The organism is Actinoplanes sp. M2I2 (assembly GCF_023544445.1).
Lineage (GTDB): Bacteria > Actinomycetota > Actinomycetes > Mycobacteriales > Micromonosporaceae > Actinoplanes.
The window spans coordinates 70,287-88,615 of record NZ_JALPVJ010000005.1 but is presented as its reverse complement, the minus strand read 5'-3'; the positions used below and the strand labels follow the sequence as shown (position 1 = coordinate 88,615).

The following is an 18,329-nucleotide window of genomic DNA, read 5'->3' as shown; positions in this document are numbered from 1 at the left end:
GCTCAGACCTCCACGAGTTCACGGGTCTCGGCGGCGCCGCCCTCGCGCAGGCTGCGCCCGGTCAGCACGAGGAAGACGTCGTCGAGAGTGGGACGGGTCACCTCGACCTCGGCGGCGGGATGTCCGGCCGCCCGCAGGTCGTCGAGGATTCCGGGCACCCGCCGGGGAGCGTCCTGTGTCGTGACGACGAGCCGGTTCCCCCGCCGCTGCGGGGCCAGGGGCGCGAGCGTGGCGGCCGCCCCGGCCGCGTCGAGCTCGGCGTCGAAGCCGAGGGTGATGCGGTCGCCCACGTGCTCGGCCTTGAGCCTCGCCGGGCTGTCGTCGGCGATGATCCGGCCGTGGTCGATCACGATGACCCGTTCGGCCATCGAGTCGGCCTCGTCGAGATAGTGCGTGGTCAGCACGATCGTCGTGTCGTGCTCGGCCCGCAGGCTGAGGATGTGCTCCTGCAGGTTCGCCCGGTTCTGCGGGTCGAGACCGGTCGAGGGCTCGTCCAGGAAGAGCAGTTCGGGCGCGTGGATCAGACCCATCGCGATGTCGAGCCGCCGGCGCTGCCCACCGGAGAGGGTCGAGACCCGGCGGTCGGCCACCTCGGCCAGGCCGAGCGAGTCGATCAGGCTGCCGGCCCGGGTCCGGGCGTCGCGCACGCTCAGCCCGTACGCCCGTCCCTGGCTGATCAGCTCGTCGCGGCCGCGCTGACTGTGGCCGGCGCCGTTGCCCTGGCCGATGTAGCCGATCCGCAGGCGCACCTCGCGCTGGTGGCGCACCACGTCGTAACCGGCCACCTCGGCCGTCCCCGACGTCGGCGGGATCAGGGTGGTCAGCATGCGCAGCGTCGTGGACTTGCCGGCGCCGTTCGGGCCGAGCAGCGCGACCAGTTCGCCCGGCGCGACGGTGAGGTCGATCCCGTCGACGGCGCGCACGTCCTTGAAGTGCTTGGTCAAGCCTCGTGTCTGAATCATGGGGACGACGCTAGGGTGGCTTGCGGACACTTTCTGACCTCAATGCGGCGGAGTCTGAATCCATGGCGAACACGAGTGCCCGGATGCTCCGACTGCTGTCGTTGCTGCAGACCCACCGCTACTGGCCGGGGTCCGAGCTGGCCGGCCGGCTCGACGTCAGCCCCCGTACGCTGCGCCGCGACGTCGACCGGCTGCGCGAGCTGGGCTATCCCGTGGACGCGAGCCGCGGTGTGGCCGGGGGCTATCAGTTGCAGGCCGGGGCCGCGGTGCCCCCGCTGCTGCTCGACGACGACGAGGCGGTGGCCATCGCGATCGGGCTGCGCACGGCGGCGGCGGGCGCGGTGGCCGGCTTCGAGGAGACTTCCGTACGGGCTCTGGCCAAGGTCATCCAACTGCTGCCACCCCGGCTGCGGCGCCGCATCGACGCCCTGCGCGAGGTCACCGCGCCCGGCGTGCTCGGCGGCGGACCGACCCTGGACGCGGGCGTGCTGACCACGATCGCGATGGCCTGCCGGGGCGAGGAGCGGCTGCGCTTCGACTACGCCCCCCGCGACGGCGAGCCGGCCGCCCGGTTCGTCGAGCCGCACCGGCTGGTCCCGCTCGGCCGGCGGTGGTATCTGGTGGCCTGGGACCTCGACCGCGGCGACTGGCGCAGCTTTCGCGTGGACCGCCTGGCCGCGCCCGCCCTGACCGGTGCCCGTTTCCGCCCGCGCGAGATTCCCGGCGGCGACCCGGCGGCCTGGCTGCGCGCCCGCATGACCCGGATCCCGGCCCGTTACGACGTCTCGGTCGTCTTGGAGATCGACGCCGAGCCGGTGCGGGCCTTCATCGGCCACTACGGCACCGTCGAGGAGACCACGGCCGGCTCGTGCCGCATGCGCATGAGCACCGACGACCTCGGCTGGCCGGTCATGGTGCTCGGCGTGCTGGGCGCCGCCTTCACCATCGAGTCGCCTCCCGAGCTGCGCGAGCGGGCCCGCGCGACCGGGGAGACGCTGCTGCGCGGCGCCTCGTGACCGCGGGCCACTATGGACGGATCGGCGCCCCCGTGGCGCCGATCCGCAGGGAGCAACCTATCGAGACCCCCCGACACTTTTCCGACTCTCCTAAGAGTCGGCTTATATAAGAGTGAATAGATGTGCCGCTCCGGGCGGCGATCGGCCACGGGCCGGAAAATGTCGGGGGTGCCGGGCAGAATCGGCCCATGACCACGATCGGTGCGATCTTCCTGCCCTCTAACCCGCCCGAGACCCTGCGATCCGTCGCCCAGGCCGCCGATCAGGCCGGCCTCGAGGAGCTGTGGATCTGGGAGGACTGCTTCCTCAACGGCGGCCTCACCGCCGCCACGGCCGCCCTGGCCTGGACCGAGCAGCTGCGCGTCGGCGTCGGCATCATGCCGGTCCCGTTCCGCAACGTCGCCTCGCTGGCCATGGAGCTCGCCACGCTCGGCCGTCTCTTCGGCGACCGCGTGCTGCCCGGCATCGGCCACGGCGTGCAGGATTGGATGGGCCAGGTTGGGGCCCGGCCGGCGTCGCCGCTCACGCTGCTCCGCGAGTACGCGACAGCGTTGCGCGCTCTGCTGCACGGCGAGTCGGTCACGGTCTCCGGCAAGTACGTCGAGCTCGATCAGGTCCGCCTCGACTGGCCGCCCGCCGTGCCGCCGGTGCTCTCGGTCGCGGCCGGCGGGCCCAAGACGATCGCGCTCGCCGGCGAGGTGGGCGACGCCGTCGTGCTGGCCGGCGGCACGTCCCCGGCCAAGGTGGCCGAGGTGGCCAAGGTGGTCACCGACGCGCAGCTGATCGTCTTCCTGCCCGCCCTCACCGGGCCCGGCGCCGAGGCCAAGCTGCTCGCCGACATGGAGAAATACCAGGCCGACTACCCCGGCGTGTGGGGCACCCCGGCCGAGATCGCCGCCGGGGTGGCCGAGTTCGCCGCCGCGGGCGCCACCAAGGTGATCCTGCAGCCGGTGGCCGGCGAGGACCCCGAGGCCTACGTGCGCTGGGTCGCCGGCGAGGTGCGACCGCTGATCGGCTGAGCCACGACGGATGACGACCCGCTGTGGGGGTATGACGCCGGTCGCGAGATCCGGTGCGCCCCCAGCCGGTCCGATAGCCTCGTCCGGGCGCTCCACATGATCAGCATCGGGGCGGTGAGCGACGGCCCGCACGGCGAGATCCGGTGCGGGCGGCGGGAGGTTCGGCGTGACAACGCGATATGTGGCGATCGGGGACAGCTTCACCGAGGGGGTCGGCGACGACCTGCCCGACGATTCGGTACGCGGGTGGGCCGACCTGGTCGCCGCCGGGCTGGCGGCCGGCGAGGGCGAGACGGTGCAGTACGCCAATCTCGCCATCCGCGGGCGCCTGCTCGAGCCGATCGTGACCGAGCAGCTCGAGGCCGCGCTGGCGCTGTCGCCGTCGCCCACGCTGCTGACGCTCAACGGCGGCGGCAACGACATGCTGCGCCCCGGCGGCGACATGGCCCGCCTGGCCGAGTTGACCGAGAAAGCGGTGCAGCGCTGCGCCGAGTCCGGCGTGCGCCTGGTTCTGCTGAGCGGTGGCGACCCGTCCGACCGGCTGCCTCTCGGTGGCCTGATGCGCCGTCGCGGCGAGGCGCTGACCCGGGCGGCCATCGAGACCGCGCGGCGCCACGACATCACCTTCGTCGACGTCTTCCACGACGTCGAGATCCGGCGCGCGGCCTACTGGTCGTCCGACCGCCTGCACCTCAACGCGGCCGGCCACCGCCGCGTGGCCGGCCTGGTGCTGGGCGCCCTCGGCCACGGGGCGGCCGCGCACGTGGTCGACCCCGGCCCGGGCGAGAGCCGCCGCGTGCTGGCCGAGGCCCGCTACTACCGCGAGCACGTGCTCCCGTGGCTCAACCGGCGGGTCCGCGGCCGCTCGTCCGGCGACGACCGCACCGGCAAGTTCGTCGACTGGGTCGACATCAACCCCGGCTGATCGTCACGGCAGTGGCCGGCGGCGGATGTGGTCGTCGTGCCACTGGGCGCCGACCAGGAAACGCTTGACACCCACCACCTCGAACCCGTTCTTGGCGTAGAACTTGGCCGCCCGGACGTTCCGCTGGTTGACCCCGAGCCAGCAGAACGCGGCCCCACTCGCCGCGGCCTCGGCCAGCGTGGCCGCCATCAGCGTGGCGGCGATGCCCGAGCCGTGCCGGTCACCCGTGAGATAAAACTTGCTCAGCTCGATGCTGACCTTCTGGTCCACCACCGCGGCGACGTCCGGATCCTTGATCGGCCCGTCGACCAGCATCGAGTAACCCACCGGCACGCCGTCGTCGAGCACCAGCAGGACGACCCGCCCCGGATCGGCCAGGTATCCACGGAAACTGTCCTCGGACAGGTGCGTGGCGATGAAGGAGTCGATGTCGGCCTGGAGAGTTCCGGGCGGACAGGCCAGGCCGAACGTCCGTTCGGCCAGGGCATGCAGCAGTTCTGTGTCGGCATCTTCGGCGCGACGGGTCGTGATCGACATGGAAAGACAGTTTATGGTTTCCGCGTGCGCGCTCCCACCATGAGACACCTCGGCGATGTCATTCCGCTGCCCGTTTCGGTCCGGCCCGACCCCGCCGCCGACTTCCCCCTCCCGGCCGACGTGTCGGTCAGTGCTGCCCCGGCGGCCACCGCCATCGCCGGTGAGCTGGCCGAACTGCTCCGCCAGGCCACCGGCTTCCCGGTCCCGATCGTGGCCGGGCTGGGCACCGTCCGGCTCCTGCTCGACGACGACGAAGCCAAGTCGCCCGAGTCCTACCGGCTGGACATCGCCGCCGACGGCGTGACCCTGCGCGCGCCAACCGACCAGGGGCTTTTCGCCGGTCTGCAGACGATTCGCCAGCTGCTGCCGGGCGCCGGCGCGGTCGTCCTGCCCGGCGGCCGCGTCGAGGACGAGCCCCGCTTCCCCTACCGCGGCACGATGCTCGACCTGGCCCGGCACTTCTACCAGCCCGCGGACATCCGGTCGTTCATCGACACGATCGCCCAGTTCAAGATCAACCACCTGCACCTGCATCTCACCGACGACCAGGGCTGGCGGCTCGAGATCGAGGGCTGGCCGCGCCTCACCGAGGTCAGCGGCGGCGAGGGCACCGGCATCGACGGCGCCGGGCCGGGGTTCCTCACCGCCCAGCAGTACGCCGAGCTGGTCGCCTACGCCGCGACCCGGTTCGTCACGATCGTCCCCGAGATCGACCTGCCCGGCCACGTCAACGCCGCCCAGGTCGCGTATCCCGAGCTGACCTGTGACGGCGAGCCCGTCCAGCCGCGCACCGACCCCGAGGTCGGCTACAGCTCCCTGTGCGCCGGCAAGGACGAGACGTACGCCTTCGTCGAGGACGTCATCCGCGTCGTGGCCGCCCTGACCCCGGGGCCCTACCTGCACATCGGCGGCGACGAGGCGCTCAGCACCACGGCCGAGGACTACCGCGCCTTCATGACCAGGGTCCTGCCGCTGCCCGGCAAGTACGGCAAGCGGGCGATCGGGTGGCACGAGATGGCCGCGGTCGACCTGCCCGCCACCGCGATCCCGCAGTACTGGCGCATCGAGCCGGTCGACGACGGCGTGGCCCGAGCCGCGGCGGCCGGCCACCAGGTGATCATGTCGCCGGCCGATCGCAGCTACCTGGACATGAAGTACGACGAGTCGACCCCGCTGGGCCTCGACTGGGCCGGGCTGGTCGGTGTCGAACGGTCCTACGACTGGGACCCGGCCGACCGCCTGCCCGGGGTGGGGGAGGAGTCGCTGCTCGGCGTCGAGGCCCCGCTGTGGTCCGAGACCCTGCGCAGCCTGGCCGACGTCGAGTTCATGGTGTTCCCGCGGCTGCTGGCGATCGCCGAGATCGGCTGGACGCCGCAGGCCGCCCGCGACTGGACGTCCTTCCGCGACCGGCTGGCCGCGTTCGGGCCGCGTCTCGAGGCGCAGGGCGTCAACTTCCATCGCTCGACGGAGATCGACTGGACGGCGGGCTGACCCGGCGAGCTGGTCAGACCGGCACGGGCCGGCACCGCCGCGGCGAGCGCTGCCCTGTGGCCCAGCTGGGGCTGGAGAAGGCCGCGGCGAGCACTGCCCTGTGGCCCAGCTGGGGCTGGAGAGGGCCGCGGCGAGCACTGCCTGTGGTCGAGCTGGGGAAGGAGGCGGCGGCGATCGGCCGGCGCCGGGGACCGCCGCTGACGCCGGACGATCAGGGGACGACGATCTGCCAGCCGCTGCGGACCCGGGCCGGCACGCGGCTCAGGTCGATGTCGGCGTTCTGCGGCGGCATGTAGTAGTCGAGCTTCGCCAGCCGCTGCACCAGCGTGCCGAGGACCGCGATCGTGATCTTCTCGCCGGGGCAGCGGTGGCCGGTCCGCGGGTCGCCGCCGCCCTGGGGGATCAGCTCGAAGGCGCCGACCTTGCGGCCGAGGAAGCGTTCGGGCCGGAACTCGTACGGGTCGGGCCAGACCCGCGGATCGTGGTGCTGGCCGTAGACGTCGAGCAGGACCAGCGCGCCCCGCGGGATGCTCGTCTGCTGGAAGCTCAGGTCGTGGCGGGCGCGGGCGCCCAGGAACGGCGCGAACGGGTAGAAGCGGCGCAGCTCGTGGACGAACGCCAGCGTGTAGTCGTCGTCGCCGGCCCGCAACCGGGCGCGCGAGGCCGGCCACCGGTCGAGCGCGTGCCCGGCGAAGGCGACGAACCAGGTCACCGCCGTGGTGGGCCGGATGATGTTGATCAGTTCGACCGCGGCCGTGCGGGCGTCCAGTTGCCGGCCGTCCTCGAGGTGGTGCGCGATCCGGGACAGCGGCGTATCCGTCGGGTCCTGACCCCGTACGGAGTCAATGATCTTGGCGAAGCGGCGCTCGCGGCGCTGCCGGGCCACCCGGGCGCGCCAATGACGCGGCCCCAGCGTCGCGAAGCCGTCGACCATCGCCACGAGGTCGGCGGTCAGGGCGTCGAGGTCGCGTTCGTCATCCGGTACGCCGGTCCAGCGCGACACCGCGTCGGCGAGCACCTTGGCCGTCCCGTCGAACAACGACACCGGCCTGTCCCCGCGCCAGCCGTCGGCCGCCTCGTCGAAGATCTTGCCGGTGAGCGAGGCCAGGTTGTCGATGCCGTCCTGGTGCATCAGCAGCGCGACGAAGAGCGCCTTGCGGGCCTTGTGCGCCTGGTCGTCGAGCGTGTGCACGCCCTTGCCGAAGAGCGTGCCGACCACGGGCTCGGGCAGGGCGGTGTGCCGCTCGAAGTTGCCCTCGTCGTAGAAGAAGCGGGCGGCGTCCGGACCGCTGACCCCGACCGCCCGCTGACCGCCGAACCGCATCGGGACCGGCCGGCCGTGACTCCGGCGGCGCAGGTCGGGCAGCCAGGCGTACCCCTTCGTCGCGAACGGCAGGGTCTGGTCTCCAAGCGCCATGGCAGTCCGTATCCCCTTCCGTGACGGCGTGAAACCGGCGCGAAAATCTTCCTTATTTTTCCCTCCGGCGGACTGTCCGTCTGGGGTTTCCGTCGGAGGGCGGCTCTACTCTTGGGCCCGTTGTCAGCGTGGTCGATGAAAGACCGGAGGTAATGGTGCGGCCGGATGCGGGGGCGTCAGGTTCCGAGACGTACGAGAGTTCGAGCGCGCCCGGTCCCGCCGGAGCGGCCGCCGAGCCGGTCTCCGCAGCCGCGGCGGCAGGTCCGGCGCGCGGCTCGGCCGGGCGGTCGGTGGCCATGCTGCTCGGGTTTCTCCTGCTCGCCTGGCTGCAGGTCGGCGCGGTGCTGCTGGTCGTGCTGCTGATCCTGCGGCCGCTGCCCGGCTCGCTGGCTCTCGGGGTCGGGGTGCCGCTGGTCATCGCCGTGGCCGGCCTCCTGTGGTGGGCCACCGTGCGGGCCCTGCGCCTGCGCCGCTCGACGCCCGCCGGCGTGCCGGTGCTGCGCCGGCACGCGCCCGCCCTGTGGACGATGCTCGACGAGGCGGCCGCCGCGGCCGGCGTTCAGCCCCCCGACGGGGTGACCGTCGTCGCCGGCGCCACCGTCGCCCTCTTCCAGCCGCTGCGCCTCGGTGGCCTGCTCGGTGGGCGCCGCGAGCTCTATCTGGGCGTGCCGCTGCTGCAGGCCTGGGACGGCTCCCGCCTGCGGGCCGCCGTCGCCCACGAGCTGGCGCACGGCTCGCCCGCGCTGGGCGGCCGCTTCGCCCCGGCGGCCCGCCGCGGCCGGGTCGCCCTGGGCCGCATCGTGCCGCGCATTCCGCGTCGCAGCCCCGCCGGCCCGCTGCTGCGCGCGTGGGCCCGGTTCTACCTGCGGGTCGACACGCCGTACAGCCACGCGCAGGAGCTGGCGGCCGACCGGGTGGCCGCCGGCTTCGCCGGTCCCCGGGCGACCGCCGCCGTGCTGCGCGACCGGCCCGCGCTCGAGGCCATGCAGCAGCTCTTCCACGCCGAATACCTGAGCCCCGGCTGGCAGACCGGCCTGGTCCCCGACGACGTGTTCGGCGGTTTCCTGCGCGTCCTCGCCGCCCGCGGCGACGACCTGGCCGTCCTGCGCGCCCGCGAGCCCGAGGCGCCCGGGCCGTGGGATCCGCATCCTCCGCTCGCCGAGCGCCTGGCCGCCCTGGCCGCGATCACCCCCGAGGGCCCGGAGCCGCCGGCCGGCCCGGCCGGTGACCTCGTGCCCGACCTGCCCGGGCTCGGCCGGGCCCTGCAGGCGGTGGCCTTCCCCGTCGGCGGCCGCGCGGTCGTGGGCTGGGACGAGTTCTTCGGCGTGGCCCGCCTGGCCGAGATGGAACGCGAGGCCGACGCGTCGCTGCGCGCGCTGTCCCGAGCCGCCGGCACCCCGGTCACGGGCGCGTCCGAGGTGCTCGACCTGGCCGCCGACGGTCGCCTGCACAAGATCGCCGAGTCGGTCTTCGGCGACCTCCCGCCCGACGAGATCTCCGGCCGGGTCACCAACCTGATCGCCCTCCTGCTCGCGCTGGCCGCCCTGCACAGCGGCGTCGCCCGCTGGCGCCACAGCTGGTCGGGAACGGCCGAGCTGGTCGCGATCGACGGCTCCTACCTGGAGCTGCAGGCCCCCGCCGAGATGGCCGGCGACCCGGCCACCGTCGGCCAGGTCCGCGAGTGGCTCACCACCCTGGGCATCGACCTCACCGCGGCGGCCGACACGGCCCGCCACCATTCGGCCCGCGTCCCCGTCCTCGGCGGCGTCGTGGGTGTGCAGGTCGACGGCGCCCGCGCCGATCTGCTGGTCCTCGAGACCGGCCTGTTCCTCGTCCCCGGCCTGCCCCGCTCCCGCCACCACGAAGCCAAACGCCGCCTGACCCGCCTGGCCGCCGACGGCGTCCTCACCGACGGCACCCCGGCCCACCCGGACGCGGCCGGGGTCGGGGTCGGGGTCGGGGCAGCGTCAGGCGGGCTCAGCGCATCCAACGCCACCGCGGCCGCCCGCCCGCCGGCCACCGCCGACTCCCGCGCGGCTGACTCGCGCGCGGCTGACTCGCGCGCGGCTGACTCCCGCGCGGCTGACTCCCGCGCGGCTGACTCCCGCGCGGCTGACTCCCGCGCGGCTGACTCCCGCGCGGCTGACTCCCGCGCCGCTGAGCCCCGCGCGGCTGACTCGCGCGCCGCTGACTCCCGCGCCGCCGGCTCCGCCGCCCGGGTGGGCGCCGCCGAGTCCGCTGCGGCCGGGGTGGGCGCCGCCGAGTTCGCCGGAGCGGGGGTGGGCACGGTCGATGGTGGCGCACCGGGAGCAGGTTCAGCTGAGCGCGGCCCACTGAGTGCCGGTGCTGGGGTCGTCGGGGCGGCTTCAGCAGCGACAGGCTCGGTCGGAGGCAGCGCAGCGGGGGCAGACTCCGGTGAGCGCGGCTCAGCGGGCGCCGGCCTGGTCGAGACCGCAAGGGCAGAGACAGCTCCCACCGGGCCCGGCATGGCGGCGGCGGGCGTCGAGGGCGGCGCGGCGGCTCCATCCATCGCGCAAGAGGGCGTCGCCGGAGCGACCGGCTCGGTGGGAAGGGGCTTCGTTCCGGAACAGGCGAGATCCGCCGACGGGCTCGATCCGGCCCTCGCACGCCGACCTGCCGCAGGTGGCCCAGCGACATCGGTGGCCCGACATCCTGATGCGCGGACGAACGACGCCGCCGCAGGCAGTCGTTTCGTGCCCTTCGCCGACGTGGCCACGGCTTCCGCCGGCCGCAACGGCCGCCGATCGTGGGAGATCAACCTCCATGACGGCGGCACCATCACCGTCCGCTCCACGCTCGACAGTGAGGAACTGCCCGGCGGCTGGGCCGCCCTCGACGACGCCGTGGCCTTCCTGACCCGCACCCGCTGACCGCAGAGCCAGTCCCGCTCGACCGGCTCGCTCACGTGGTGGTCGGTGGGCTCGCTCATGTCGTGGTCGACGGGCTTGCTCACGTGGTGGTCGGTGGGCTCGCTCATGTCGTGGTCGACGGGCTTGCTCACGTGGTGGTCGGTGGGCTCGCTCATGTCGTGGTCGACAGGCTCCCTCATGTCGTGGTCGACGACTCACTCACGTCGTGGTCGCCGAGCGATTCCACCCACTCTCGTCCGACCGGCCCGGCCACGTTGCAGCCGACCGCCCACGTCGCGTTCGACCCCCCCCCCCCGTGCCATCGGTGGTCGAGCGTGTGCTTGCTCACGTGACGTGCTCAGTGGCAGGTCTGCGGTGGTTGCCATTCAAGATCGTTCCTGCTGGTCATGTGTCTGCGGACACGATGCGTTCGGGTCATAAGGAATGTCGGATGCCGATGGGTTTGCGTCCGGGAGCCAGGAGCCGTCGCCCACCCGCTCGGCGCCTGTCGATGCAGGTCGGGGGCCCTTTAGCTGATCGTGGCGGGCCGCTTGATCGACCTGTCGTGAGGACGCACTCGCAGACTGTGCTCAAAGGGGCATCACGCTCAGTGAACTTCTCGTGTGGACGGTCCGTGATACCCGGCATAGGGAGTCGCATTGGCGACGGAGTAGCAAGCCAGACGTCACCTCACGTCACAATAAGCTTGCGCAACGTTCGCTTTACCGCTTCCGATAAGGGGTAGTTAGACGCCCGGACCGGCAGGATGATTCCCATCGAGGCGGGGGAGGCCGAGACATGGAGCGGGGGCCGTTGGCGCTCTTCGGAGCGATCGTCGCGGTCGGGCTCGGGCCCGCGCTGTGGATGGGTGTGCAACTCGGACCGGATCCGCAGCAGGCACCGCTTCGTCCGCCGGTCGTCGGTCAGCAGGGCGCCGAGAAGGCCGGCCACGAGCTGCTCGGCGGCACCGGTGCGGGCGAGCAGACCAGCAAGGCCGGCATCGACGCCGATCCGCGGGCCAATGTTCTCCCGCTGACCAGTGCGCCCATGGCCGAGCCGTCCCGGAGCGCGAGCTCCACCCCGGAGCCGTCCCGGTCGACCACCGCGCCGACGACCGAGCCGACCGCTACCACCGAGCCGACCGAGCCGACGGAGCCGGCCGACCCGACCGGCCCCGGCGCGACCAGCCCGACGGAGCCGACCGACCCAGCCAGCCCGTCCGAGTCGACCACCGCGCCCACGACCGACCCGGCCGAGACGGACGGCCCGCTCGAGGACGAGACCAGTTACCCGCCGGACGACGACGAGGACTGGACCTACGAGGACCCGGCGCCCGACGGTGGCAGGGTGGGCAACTTCGTCTCCTCGAACAACAGGTAGGCAGCGAACAACAGGTAGGCAGCGAACAGCAGGTAAGCAGCTCGGAAAGCCGAGTCCCCGGAGTTCCCCGAGTCCGGCTCAGGAGGACAGGTAGGTCGCGCCGAGTCCGCGCGCCGTCTCGGTGAACGCCGCACGGAGCTCCGGCGGATCCAGCACCTCGGCCTCGGCGCCCAGCTTGAGCAGCTCGATGTGCCCGTGCCGCACCGATTCGATCGGCACCCGGGTCACCACCCACCCGGCTTCGTCGGGTTCCCCGGCCTCGGCCCGCGCCACCCGCGCCATCTCGGGCGGGAAGATGTACGCCATCCGCCCGAGCGCCACCGCGGTCATCCGCACGGTCGCCGCCGCGGTGTAGACGCTCTGCTCGTACCCTGCGGTCCACTCCCGCCAGAACGCGGCCAGATCGAAGTCGCCGGGGCGCGACGCCGGCTCGTCCAGCAGCTCGGCCTCCAGAATGTTCGCCACCCGGTAGGCCGTGGTCCGCGTGTCCGTGGCCGCGACCAGATACCACCGGCCGGCCTTGAGCACCACGCCCAGCGGATGCAGGGTGCGGGTCACCTCGCGCGGCGTCTTCCACCGCCGGTATCGCACCTCGAGCCGGCGTGCGCTCCACACGGCGTCGGCCACGGTGGAGAGGTGCGGCACCGGCTCGTCGGCCCGGAACCATCCCGGCGCGTCCAGGTGGAACCTCTCCCGTACGCGGTCGGCCCGGTCGGCCAGTTCGCCCGGAAGCGACGCCCGCAGTTTGAGCTGCGCGGCCGCCAGCACCGACCCGAGGCCCAGCTCGGCGGCCGGCCCGGGCATCCCGGCCAGGAACAGCGTGCCCGCCTCGTCCGACGTGAGCCCGGTGAGCCGGGTCCGGTAGCCGTCGAGCAGCTGGTAGCCGCCGGCCGGACCGCGGTCGGCGTAGACCGGCACACCGGCCGCGCCCAGCGAGTCGATGTCGCGATAGACCGTGCGTACCGAGACCTCGAGCTCGCCGGCGAGGTCCTGCGCGGTCATCCGTCCCCGGGTCTGCAGGAGCAGCAGGAGCGAGAGCAGGCGATCGGCGCGCATGACGGCACGCTAACGCCGAAGGGGAGCCCGATGGGCTCCCCTTGACGGTGCTGAAAGTGTCAGAGCGCGAGGAGGCGGTTGAGAATGTCCCGGTACGCCCGCAGTTCGACCCGCAGCTTCTCGGTGTCATCGGAGTTGCCGGCCAGGCCGTCCCGCTGAGCCTTGAGCGCGCTGGTCAGCTTGTCGACGGCCTCGCCCACGAGCGTGGCGGCCTCGGCGGTGGCCTCCTTGGGCTCGTCCACGAAACGCAGCTGGATGTCGCGGAACCGGTCGGCGAACGCGTCCCCGTCCGGCAGCAGCTTGGACCCGGCAGACGATCCGGCCGTCGAGCCGGTGGCTGAACCGGCAGTCGAGGCACTGGCCGAGGACGCGGGCGCGGCCGCGACGACGGCGGGTGCGACGGCAACCGGCACCGCGGCGGCCTCGGCAACCGGAGCCGCCGGAGTCTCCGACACCCGCTGGAAGTCCTCGCTGTCAAGCCGATCGGAGCTGTCGGCCCGGTTGGAACTGTCGGCCCGGTTGGAACTGTCGGCCCGGTCGGAGCTGTCGGCCTGGTCGGAGCTGCCGACCCGATCCGAGCTGTCGAGCGTGTCCCCGGTTGCCGGGTCGACCGCCCGGGGGCTGTCGAACGTCCCGTCGTCCTTGACCGAGGCGTCCCCGCCCACCCGGTCGCCGTCGAGCCTGTCGCCCGTGGCCGGGTCGACCGCCCGCGGGCTGTCGAACGTGCCCTCGTCCTTGATCGCCGTCTTTTCGGGCGCGTCGGTCCCCGGGTCGGTCAGCGGAAGGTCGACCGGCGAGTCGTCGCGCGAACGGCCGGGCGCCTCGGCGGCGTGCGCACCGACCGGCGTCTCCGGGCTGTACGTCGGCGTCGTGGGGAAACCGTCCCCGTCCCGCGCGGGGCCGTCCACGTCACGCGCGGCGTCGGCGGTGCCGGCCGGGTCGCGTGGCGCGTCGCTCCAGGGCGATCCGGCGCGCTGCGGCGGCACGGTCACCGGCGCGGACGAGATGTGCTGCGTACGGTCGGGGTCGGCCTGCGGGTCGTTCTCGGTCTCGGTGTCTTTCTCGTTGGAGAAGAACTTCATGGCGGCGGCTCCTAGCGGCTGGTGTCGCGGGCGGGGGAATCGTCGGCGGCCGTGCGAGGAGCGGGCGCCGGGGTTCCGGTGGCAGCGTGATCCGAGCTGGAGGCGGTCGAGGTGGATTCCGGCGTGGTGGTGGTCGACGACACCGGGTTGGTGCCGAGCAGGTCGGCGAAGAGCGCCCGGTAGTGCACGAGCGCCTGCCGGAGGTCTTCGGTGCCTGCTTCGCCCGCGGTGTTGCGCTGGCTGATCTCGTGCGCGTGGCGGTAGTGCTCCAGCGTGCGGGCGTGCTCGACGGAGAGGTCGGCCAGCCGGTCGTCGTACTCGCCGGTCGGGTAGCCTCGCTCGGCGATCAGCCGGGTGACGAGCTCGTCGGCGGCGGTGACCGCCTGCTGCGGGTCGTCGACGAACTGGATCTGCACTTCCTCCCAGTTCGCCGAGTAGGTGGCCTGCGCCTCGGGGGAGAGCGGCTTCAGCTCGAGCGAGGCATGCCTCTTCTCGCGCTCGCGAAGCTCCTTCTCGCCCTCGGTGCGGCTGCCGGAGTCGGCGACCACACGGTCGTACTCCGGCCCGAAGGTGTTCTGCAACTGCTTCCGACGCATCGCGCGGATGCCGAAGAGGATCGCGGCGATGACGATGAGGACGACGACGATCAGGATGATCGCGGCTGTGGGGGACATGGGGCCTCCTAATCCAAACCCGTTATTCCCATCCGGGGTGTCCCGTCAATCCCGTTCCCGCACCTCCGTTTCGCGCCTTCGGGTAACTGCGTGATCACACTGTCACAAGGCCGACCGGACAAGCCGTGCCAATCTCAGCAGCCAAAAAGGACCTAAACCCTTTTTCGGTACGCCGCCCCGGTGGCTCGCCCTGCCGGTTTTCCGTATCCTCCCGAGGGCGTACGCCCGGAAGAGCGGAGCCTGATGAAGAAGCGTCACTGGTCGATTCGTTCGAAGATCATCGTGCTCGCCGCCGTCCCGTTGACGGCTGTGCTGGCGCTGTGGCTCTTCGCGACGGCGCTCACCGCCGGCCCGGCGTTCAACCTGCTGTCCGCCCGCACGGTGCTGGACAACGTCGGCAACCCCGGCATCGAGCTGGTCGGTCAGCTGCAGCGCGAGCGCCTGTTCAGCGTCGAGTACCTGGCCGGCACCGGCCCGCCGGCACAGGCCCTGCTCGACCAGCGCAGCGCCACCGACCGGTCGATCGCCACGTTCCGCCGGCTCGCCGAGGGTGACGAGGCGCGCGACGCGACCAGTGCCGCGCTGCGCGGCCGCATCGACCAGTTCCTCACCCAGCTCGCCAGCCTGACCGGCAACCGCGGGCACATCGACCGCCGGGCGATGGACCAGATCGGCGCGCAGGGCCTGTTCAACAGCGTGATCGGCGCCGGCTTCCAGACGTTCGCGGCCACCGCCACCTTCAACGACGAGCAGATCGACGGCGAACTGCGGGCGCTCACGACCGTGGGGCACGGCCAGGAATACCTGAGCCGGGTCGACGCCCTGGTCGGCGGGGCCACCGCCGCGGGCCGTTTCACCCCGGAGCTGCGCGCCCAGCTCATCCAGGACGTCGGCACCGCCCGCTTCCTGCTCGAGCGGGGCGTGGAGGACATGGCCGAGAGCGACCGCACCGCCTTCGCCCAGTTGCGCAGCGGCACCGCCTACGACCGGCTCGACACCTTGCTCAACCAGGTGGTGCAGCAGAGCCGCGACGGCGTCGCCACCCCGGTGAGCAGCTCCGACTTCCGGCCGGCGTACGTGGCCGTGGCCCAGGAGCTGCGCGGGTTCGAGCTGGCGGCGACCGACTCGCTCACCGACCGGGCGCGGCCCGTCGCCGAGCGGGTGCTGATCCGCCTCGGCCTGGCCGGTGTGCTCGGGCTGGCCGCCCTGGCCACGTCGCTCTACCTGTCGGTGCGGGTCGGTCGTTCCATCGTCGGCCGGCTGCGCCGCCTGCACGGTGAGGCCCGCGAGATGGCGGCCGAGCGGCTGCCCGGCGTGGTCCGCCGGCTCCAGCGCGGCGACGACGTCGACGTCGAGGTTGAGACCCCGCCGCTCGAGTACGGCCGCGACGAGATCGGCCAGCTCGGTCAGGCCTTCAACGAGGTGCAACGGACGGCGCTGCAGTCCGCGGTCGAGGAGGCGAACGTCCGGCGCGGGCTCAACGAGGTGTTCCTCAACATCGCCCGGCGCAGCCAGACCCTGTTGCACCGCCAGCTCGCCCTGCTCGACCGCATGGAGCGTCGCGAGACCGAACCGCAGGAGCTCGAGGACCTCTACCGCGTCGACCACCTGGCCACCCGGATGCGCCGCCACGCGGAAGACCTGGTCATCCTGGCCGGCGCCGCCCCCGGCCGCGGCTGGCGCAACCCGGTTCCGGTGATCGACGTCGTCCGGGGCGCGATCAGCGAGGTCGAGGACTACAAGCGCGTCGACATCCGGGCGGTCGAGTCGGCCGCGGTGCTGGGCCGCGCGGTCGGCGACGTCATTCACCTGCTGGCCGAGCTGCTGGAGAACGCGGCGTCCTTCTCGCCGCCCCAGACCCGCGTGCAGGTCTCCGGTCAGGCCCTGCCCAACGGGTACGGCATCGAGATCGAGGACCGCGGCCTCGGCATGACGCCCGAGGCGATCGACGAGGCCAACCGCCGCCTGGCCGAGCCGCCCGACTTCGATCCGGCCGACAGTGCCCGCCTGGGCCTGTTCGTGGTGGCCCAGCTCGCCCACCGGCACGGCATCCGGGTGTCGCTGCGGGCGTCCGTGTACGCCGGCGTCACCGCGATCGTGCTGGTGCCGGGTGAGCTGATGGCCGCCGCGCCGGGCGGCGCGCCCGGGTCCGGATCGTCCACAGGAGAGCGTCCGCTGGTCGGCTCGGGTTCCGACGACCCGTCCCGCCCCTCGCTGGCCGCGCTCCAGTGGCAGGGCACCGAGCAACTGCGGCAGGTGACGGCCGCGGGCCGGCCGCTCACCGGCGGCGCCGCACCCGTCCCCGATTCCGGGCTCCTGGCCGGGGGCGCGGTCACCGGCGAGCACCACCGCCCGCCGGTGGGCGTCGGCGGCCCGGCCCCGAGCTCGGTCGCCGAGGGCTTGAGCAAGGACGGCCTGGTCCAGCGCCGGCGCGTACGCCGCCCGGCCGACCCGGCCACAAGCGACCCGACCGCGAGTGACCCGGCCGCGAGCGGCCTGGCCGCGAGTGACCCGGCCGCGAGCGGCCTGGCCGCGAGCGAGGGGGAGGCGGCGACGGTCGAGTTGCCGCAGCGTTCCAGGATCCCCGCGCAGCGCTCGGTTCCCCGCAACTCCGCGCCGATGGCACCGGCCCCGCCGGCACCGTTCGTCCCGCCGGCGCCGTTCGTCCCGCCGGCATCGCTTGTGTCCGCCGCGCCGCCGGCCGGCGCGCCACCGGCCGTTCCCTTCCCACCGGCCGTCCCGAACCGACCCGCACCGGATCACGCCGTCCCGGGCCGACCGGCCCCGAACCACGTCGCACCAAGGCGAGCGGCTGCGCCTCAAGCAGCTCCGAGCCCAGCAACCCCGAGCCCAGCAACACCGAGCCCAGCAACCCCGAGCCCAGCAACCCCCAGCCCAGCAGCTTCGGGCCCAGCAGCTCCGATCCCGGTCGCGCCGGCCTTCGGCGGGACCACCGCGGCGCCGCCTCCGGGTGGCGCGGTGACCAGCGCCACCGAGGACGGTCTGCCCCGCCGGGTGCGCCAGGCCAACCTGGTGCCGCAACTGCGCCGCCCGGCCGGCGAGCCGCGGGACGAGCCGCCGGCACAGTTCCGCTCGCCCGAGCAGATGCGCAGCATCATGAGCGCCCTGCAAAAGGGGACCACGCGTGGACGCATCGACGCAGCTCGTTATCTGGCGCAGGATGACAGTACGGAGAGTATTGGACCCGACGCTGCCGGCAAGGCGAAGCGCACCGGGAACGGGAGCCCAGTGTCGGATTCCGCATCTGAAGATCGGTCCAATGCGGACGACACGGACATTGATGCTCGCCCAAGCGGCGGATCCTTTGCCGATGCGGCTACCGTCAGTTTCCCGGCGATCGTCACTCAGACGCTTGCCCGGGGCGAGGCATCAACCGGGGGCGGACAGGATGCGGGGGGCAACCGTGCCGACGACTCCGGGGGCGAAGACGTGATCAGGCCGGAAAAGGACGCATAAGTGACACAGACGACGAACCAGCGCGCGCACCTCACCTGGCTCCTCGACGACCTGGTGGAGCGGGTGCCCACGGCGCAGCAGGCGGTCGTGCTCTCGGCCGACGGGCTCCTCATGGGATCGTCGGCCGGGCTGAACCGGGAGGACGCCGAGCACCTGTCGGCGATGGCGGCCGGTTTCCAGAGCCTGGCCAAGGGGGCGAGCCGGCACTTCCGGGCCGGCCCGGTGCGCCAGACCGTGGTCGAGATGGAGTCCGCGTTCCTCTTCGTCACGGCCGCCGGTCACGGCGCCTGCCTGGCCGTGGTTGCCTCGAGCGACGCCGATCTGGGCCTCATCGCGTACGAGATGGCCATGCTCGTCACCCGGGTGGGCCAGAACATGAGCGCTCCCGATCGGCCCGCCGTGCATCCCTCCGATGCCGGCTGA

14 protein-coding genes are annotated in these 18,329 nt (G+C 73.0%); 8 read left to right on the top strand and 6 right to left on the bottom strand.

Going from position 1 to position 18,329, the window contains the following annotated elements; translation table 11 throughout:
- Positions 1–2: 2 nt before the first annotated feature.
- A complete protein-coding gene (locus tag HJC40_RS11350) occupies positions 3–962 on the bottom strand; it encodes an ABC transporter ATP-binding protein (RefSeq protein WP_250000848.1) in 960 nt (319 codons plus the stop codon).
- A gap of 62 nt (positions 963–1,024) precedes the next feature.
- Between HJC40_RS11350 and HJC40_RS11345 the strand changes: the two genes are divergently transcribed.
- The 3 genes from HJC40_RS11345 (at position 1,025) to HJC40_RS11335 (ending at position 3,922) form a co-directional block, all read left to right on the top strand.
- Entirely contained in the window at positions 1,025–1,978 is a 954-nt protein-coding gene (locus HJC40_RS11345) for a YafY family protein (protein WP_250000847.1), read from the top strand.
- A 188-nt stretch (positions 1,979–2,166) separates the two neighbouring features.
- A complete protein-coding gene (locus HJC40_RS11340; RefSeq protein ID WP_250000846.1) occupies positions 2,167–2,997 on the top strand; it encodes an LLM class flavin-dependent oxidoreductase in 831 nt (276 codons plus the stop codon).
- Between the two features lie 166 nt (positions 2,998–3,163).
- Complete coding sequence (locus HJC40_RS11335) at positions 3,164–3,922, top strand: SGNH/GDSL hydrolase family protein (protein ID WP_250000845.1); 759 nt, start codon at positions 3,164–3,166, stop codon at positions 3,920–3,922.
- Positions 3,923–3,925: 3 nt separating this feature from the next.
- Here HJC40_RS11335 and HJC40_RS11330 read toward each other — a convergent pair whose 3' ends face one another.
- Positions 3,926–4,459: a GNAT family N-acetyltransferase gene (locus tag HJC40_RS11330; RefSeq protein ID WP_250000844.1), complete on the bottom strand. Its 534-nt coding sequence runs from the start codon at positions 4,457–4,459 to the stop codon at positions 3,926–3,928.
- Positions 4,460–4,483: 24 nt separating this feature from the next.
- Between HJC40_RS11330 and HJC40_RS11325 the strand changes: the two genes are divergently transcribed.
- Complete coding sequence (locus HJC40_RS11325) at positions 4,484–5,950, top strand: beta-N-acetylhexosaminidase (protein WP_250000843.1); 1,467 nt, start codon at positions 4,484–4,486, stop codon at positions 5,948–5,950.
- Between the two features lie 211 nt (positions 5,951–6,161).
- Here HJC40_RS11325 and HJC40_RS11320 read toward each other — a convergent pair whose 3' ends face one another.
- Positions 6,162–7,367 carry a cytochrome P450 gene (locus HJC40_RS11320; RefSeq protein ID WP_250000842.1) on the bottom strand — a complete coding sequence of 402 codons (1,206 nt, stop codon included), beginning with the start codon at positions 7,365–7,367 and terminating at the stop codon, positions 6,162–6,164.
- A gap of 152 nt (positions 7,368–7,519) precedes the next feature.
- Here HJC40_RS11320 and HJC40_RS11315 point away from each other — a divergent pair, with 152 nt between their 5' ends.
- Together HJC40_RS11315 and HJC40_RS11310 are read left to right on the top strand one after the other, a co-directional pair.
- Positions 7,520–10,258 (top strand): hypothetical protein, encoded by a 2,739-nt coding sequence (locus HJC40_RS11315; RefSeq protein ID WP_250000841.1) that lies wholly within the window; start codon positions 7,520–7,522, stop codon positions 10,256–10,258.
- A gap of 792 nt (positions 10,259–11,050) precedes the next feature.
- On the top strand, positions 11,051–11,617 hold the full coding sequence (locus tag HJC40_RS11310; protein WP_250000840.1) for a hypothetical protein: 567 nt from the start codon (positions 11,051–11,053) through the stop codon (positions 11,615–11,617).
- Between the two features lie 78 nt (positions 11,618–11,695).
- Here HJC40_RS11310 and HJC40_RS11305 read toward each other — a convergent pair whose 3' ends face one another.
- The 3 genes from HJC40_RS11305 to HJC40_RS11295 are packed head-to-tail and all read right to left on the bottom strand — an operon-like array spanning position 11,696 to position 14,429.
- Complete coding sequence (locus HJC40_RS11305) at positions 11,696–12,673, bottom strand: YafY family protein (protein WP_250000839.1); 978 nt, start codon at positions 12,671–12,673, stop codon at positions 11,696–11,698.
- A gap of 59 nt (positions 12,674–12,732) precedes the next feature.
- Complete coding sequence (locus tag HJC40_RS11300; RefSeq protein WP_250000838.1) at positions 12,733–13,755, bottom strand: hypothetical protein; 1,023 nt, start codon at positions 13,753–13,755, stop codon at positions 12,733–12,735.
- An 11-nt stretch (positions 13,756–13,766) separates the two neighbouring features.
- Positions 13,767–14,429: a hypothetical protein gene (locus tag HJC40_RS11295; protein ID WP_250000837.1), complete on the bottom strand. Its 663-nt coding sequence runs from the start codon at positions 14,427–14,429 to the stop codon at positions 13,767–13,769.
- A 243-nt stretch (positions 14,430–14,672) separates the two neighbouring features.
- Between HJC40_RS11295 and HJC40_RS11290 the strand changes: the two genes are divergently transcribed.
- Together HJC40_RS11290 and HJC40_RS11285 are read left to right on the top strand one after the other, a co-directional pair.
- A complete protein-coding gene (locus HJC40_RS11290; RefSeq protein ID WP_250000836.1) occupies positions 14,673–17,906 on the top strand; it encodes a nitrate- and nitrite sensing domain-containing protein in 3,234 nt (1,077 codons plus the stop codon).
- Positions 17,907–18,329, top strand: a complete 423-nt coding sequence (locus HJC40_RS11285) for a roadblock/LC7 domain-containing protein (protein WP_250000835.1) — start codon at positions 17,907–17,909, stop codon at positions 18,327–18,329.

Coding starts and splice junctions, on each gene's coding strand:
- HJC40_RS11350 (WP_250000848.1), bottom strand. CDS start 962: ATGATTCAGACACGAGGCTTGACCAAGCACTTCAAGGACGTGCGCGCC.
- HJC40_RS11345 (WP_250000847.1), top strand. CDS start 1,025: ATGGCGAACACGAGTGCCCGGATGCTCCGACTGCTGTCGTTGCTGCAG.
- HJC40_RS11340 (WP_250000846.1), top strand. CDS start 2,167: ATGACCACGATCGGTGCGATCTTCCTGCCCTCTAACCCGCCCGAGACC.
- HJC40_RS11330 (WP_250000844.1), bottom strand. CDS start 4,459: ATGTCGATCACGACCCGTCGCGCCGAAGATGCCGACACAGAACTGCTG.
- HJC40_RS11320 (WP_250000842.1), bottom strand. CDS start 7,367: ATGGCGCTTGGAGACCAGACCCTGCCGTTCGCGACGAAGGGGTACGCC.
- HJC40_RS11315 (WP_250000841.1), top strand. CDS start 7,520: ATGGTGCGGCCGGATGCGGGGGCGTCAGGTTCCGAGACGTACGAGAGT.
- HJC40_RS11305 (WP_250000839.1), bottom strand. CDS start 12,673: ATGCGCGCCGATCGCCTGCTCTCGCTCCTGCTGCTCCTGCAGACCCGG.
- HJC40_RS11300 (WP_250000838.1), bottom strand. CDS start 13,755: ATGAAGTTCTTCTCCAACGAGAAAGACACCGAGACCGAGAACGACCCG.
- HJC40_RS11295 (WP_250000837.1), bottom strand. CDS start 14,429: ATGTCCCCCACAGCCGCGATCATCCTGATCGTCGTCGTCCTCATCGTC.
- HJC40_RS11290 (WP_250000836.1), top strand. CDS start 14,673: ATGAAGAAGCGTCACTGGTCGATTCGTTCGAAGATCATCGTGCTCGCC.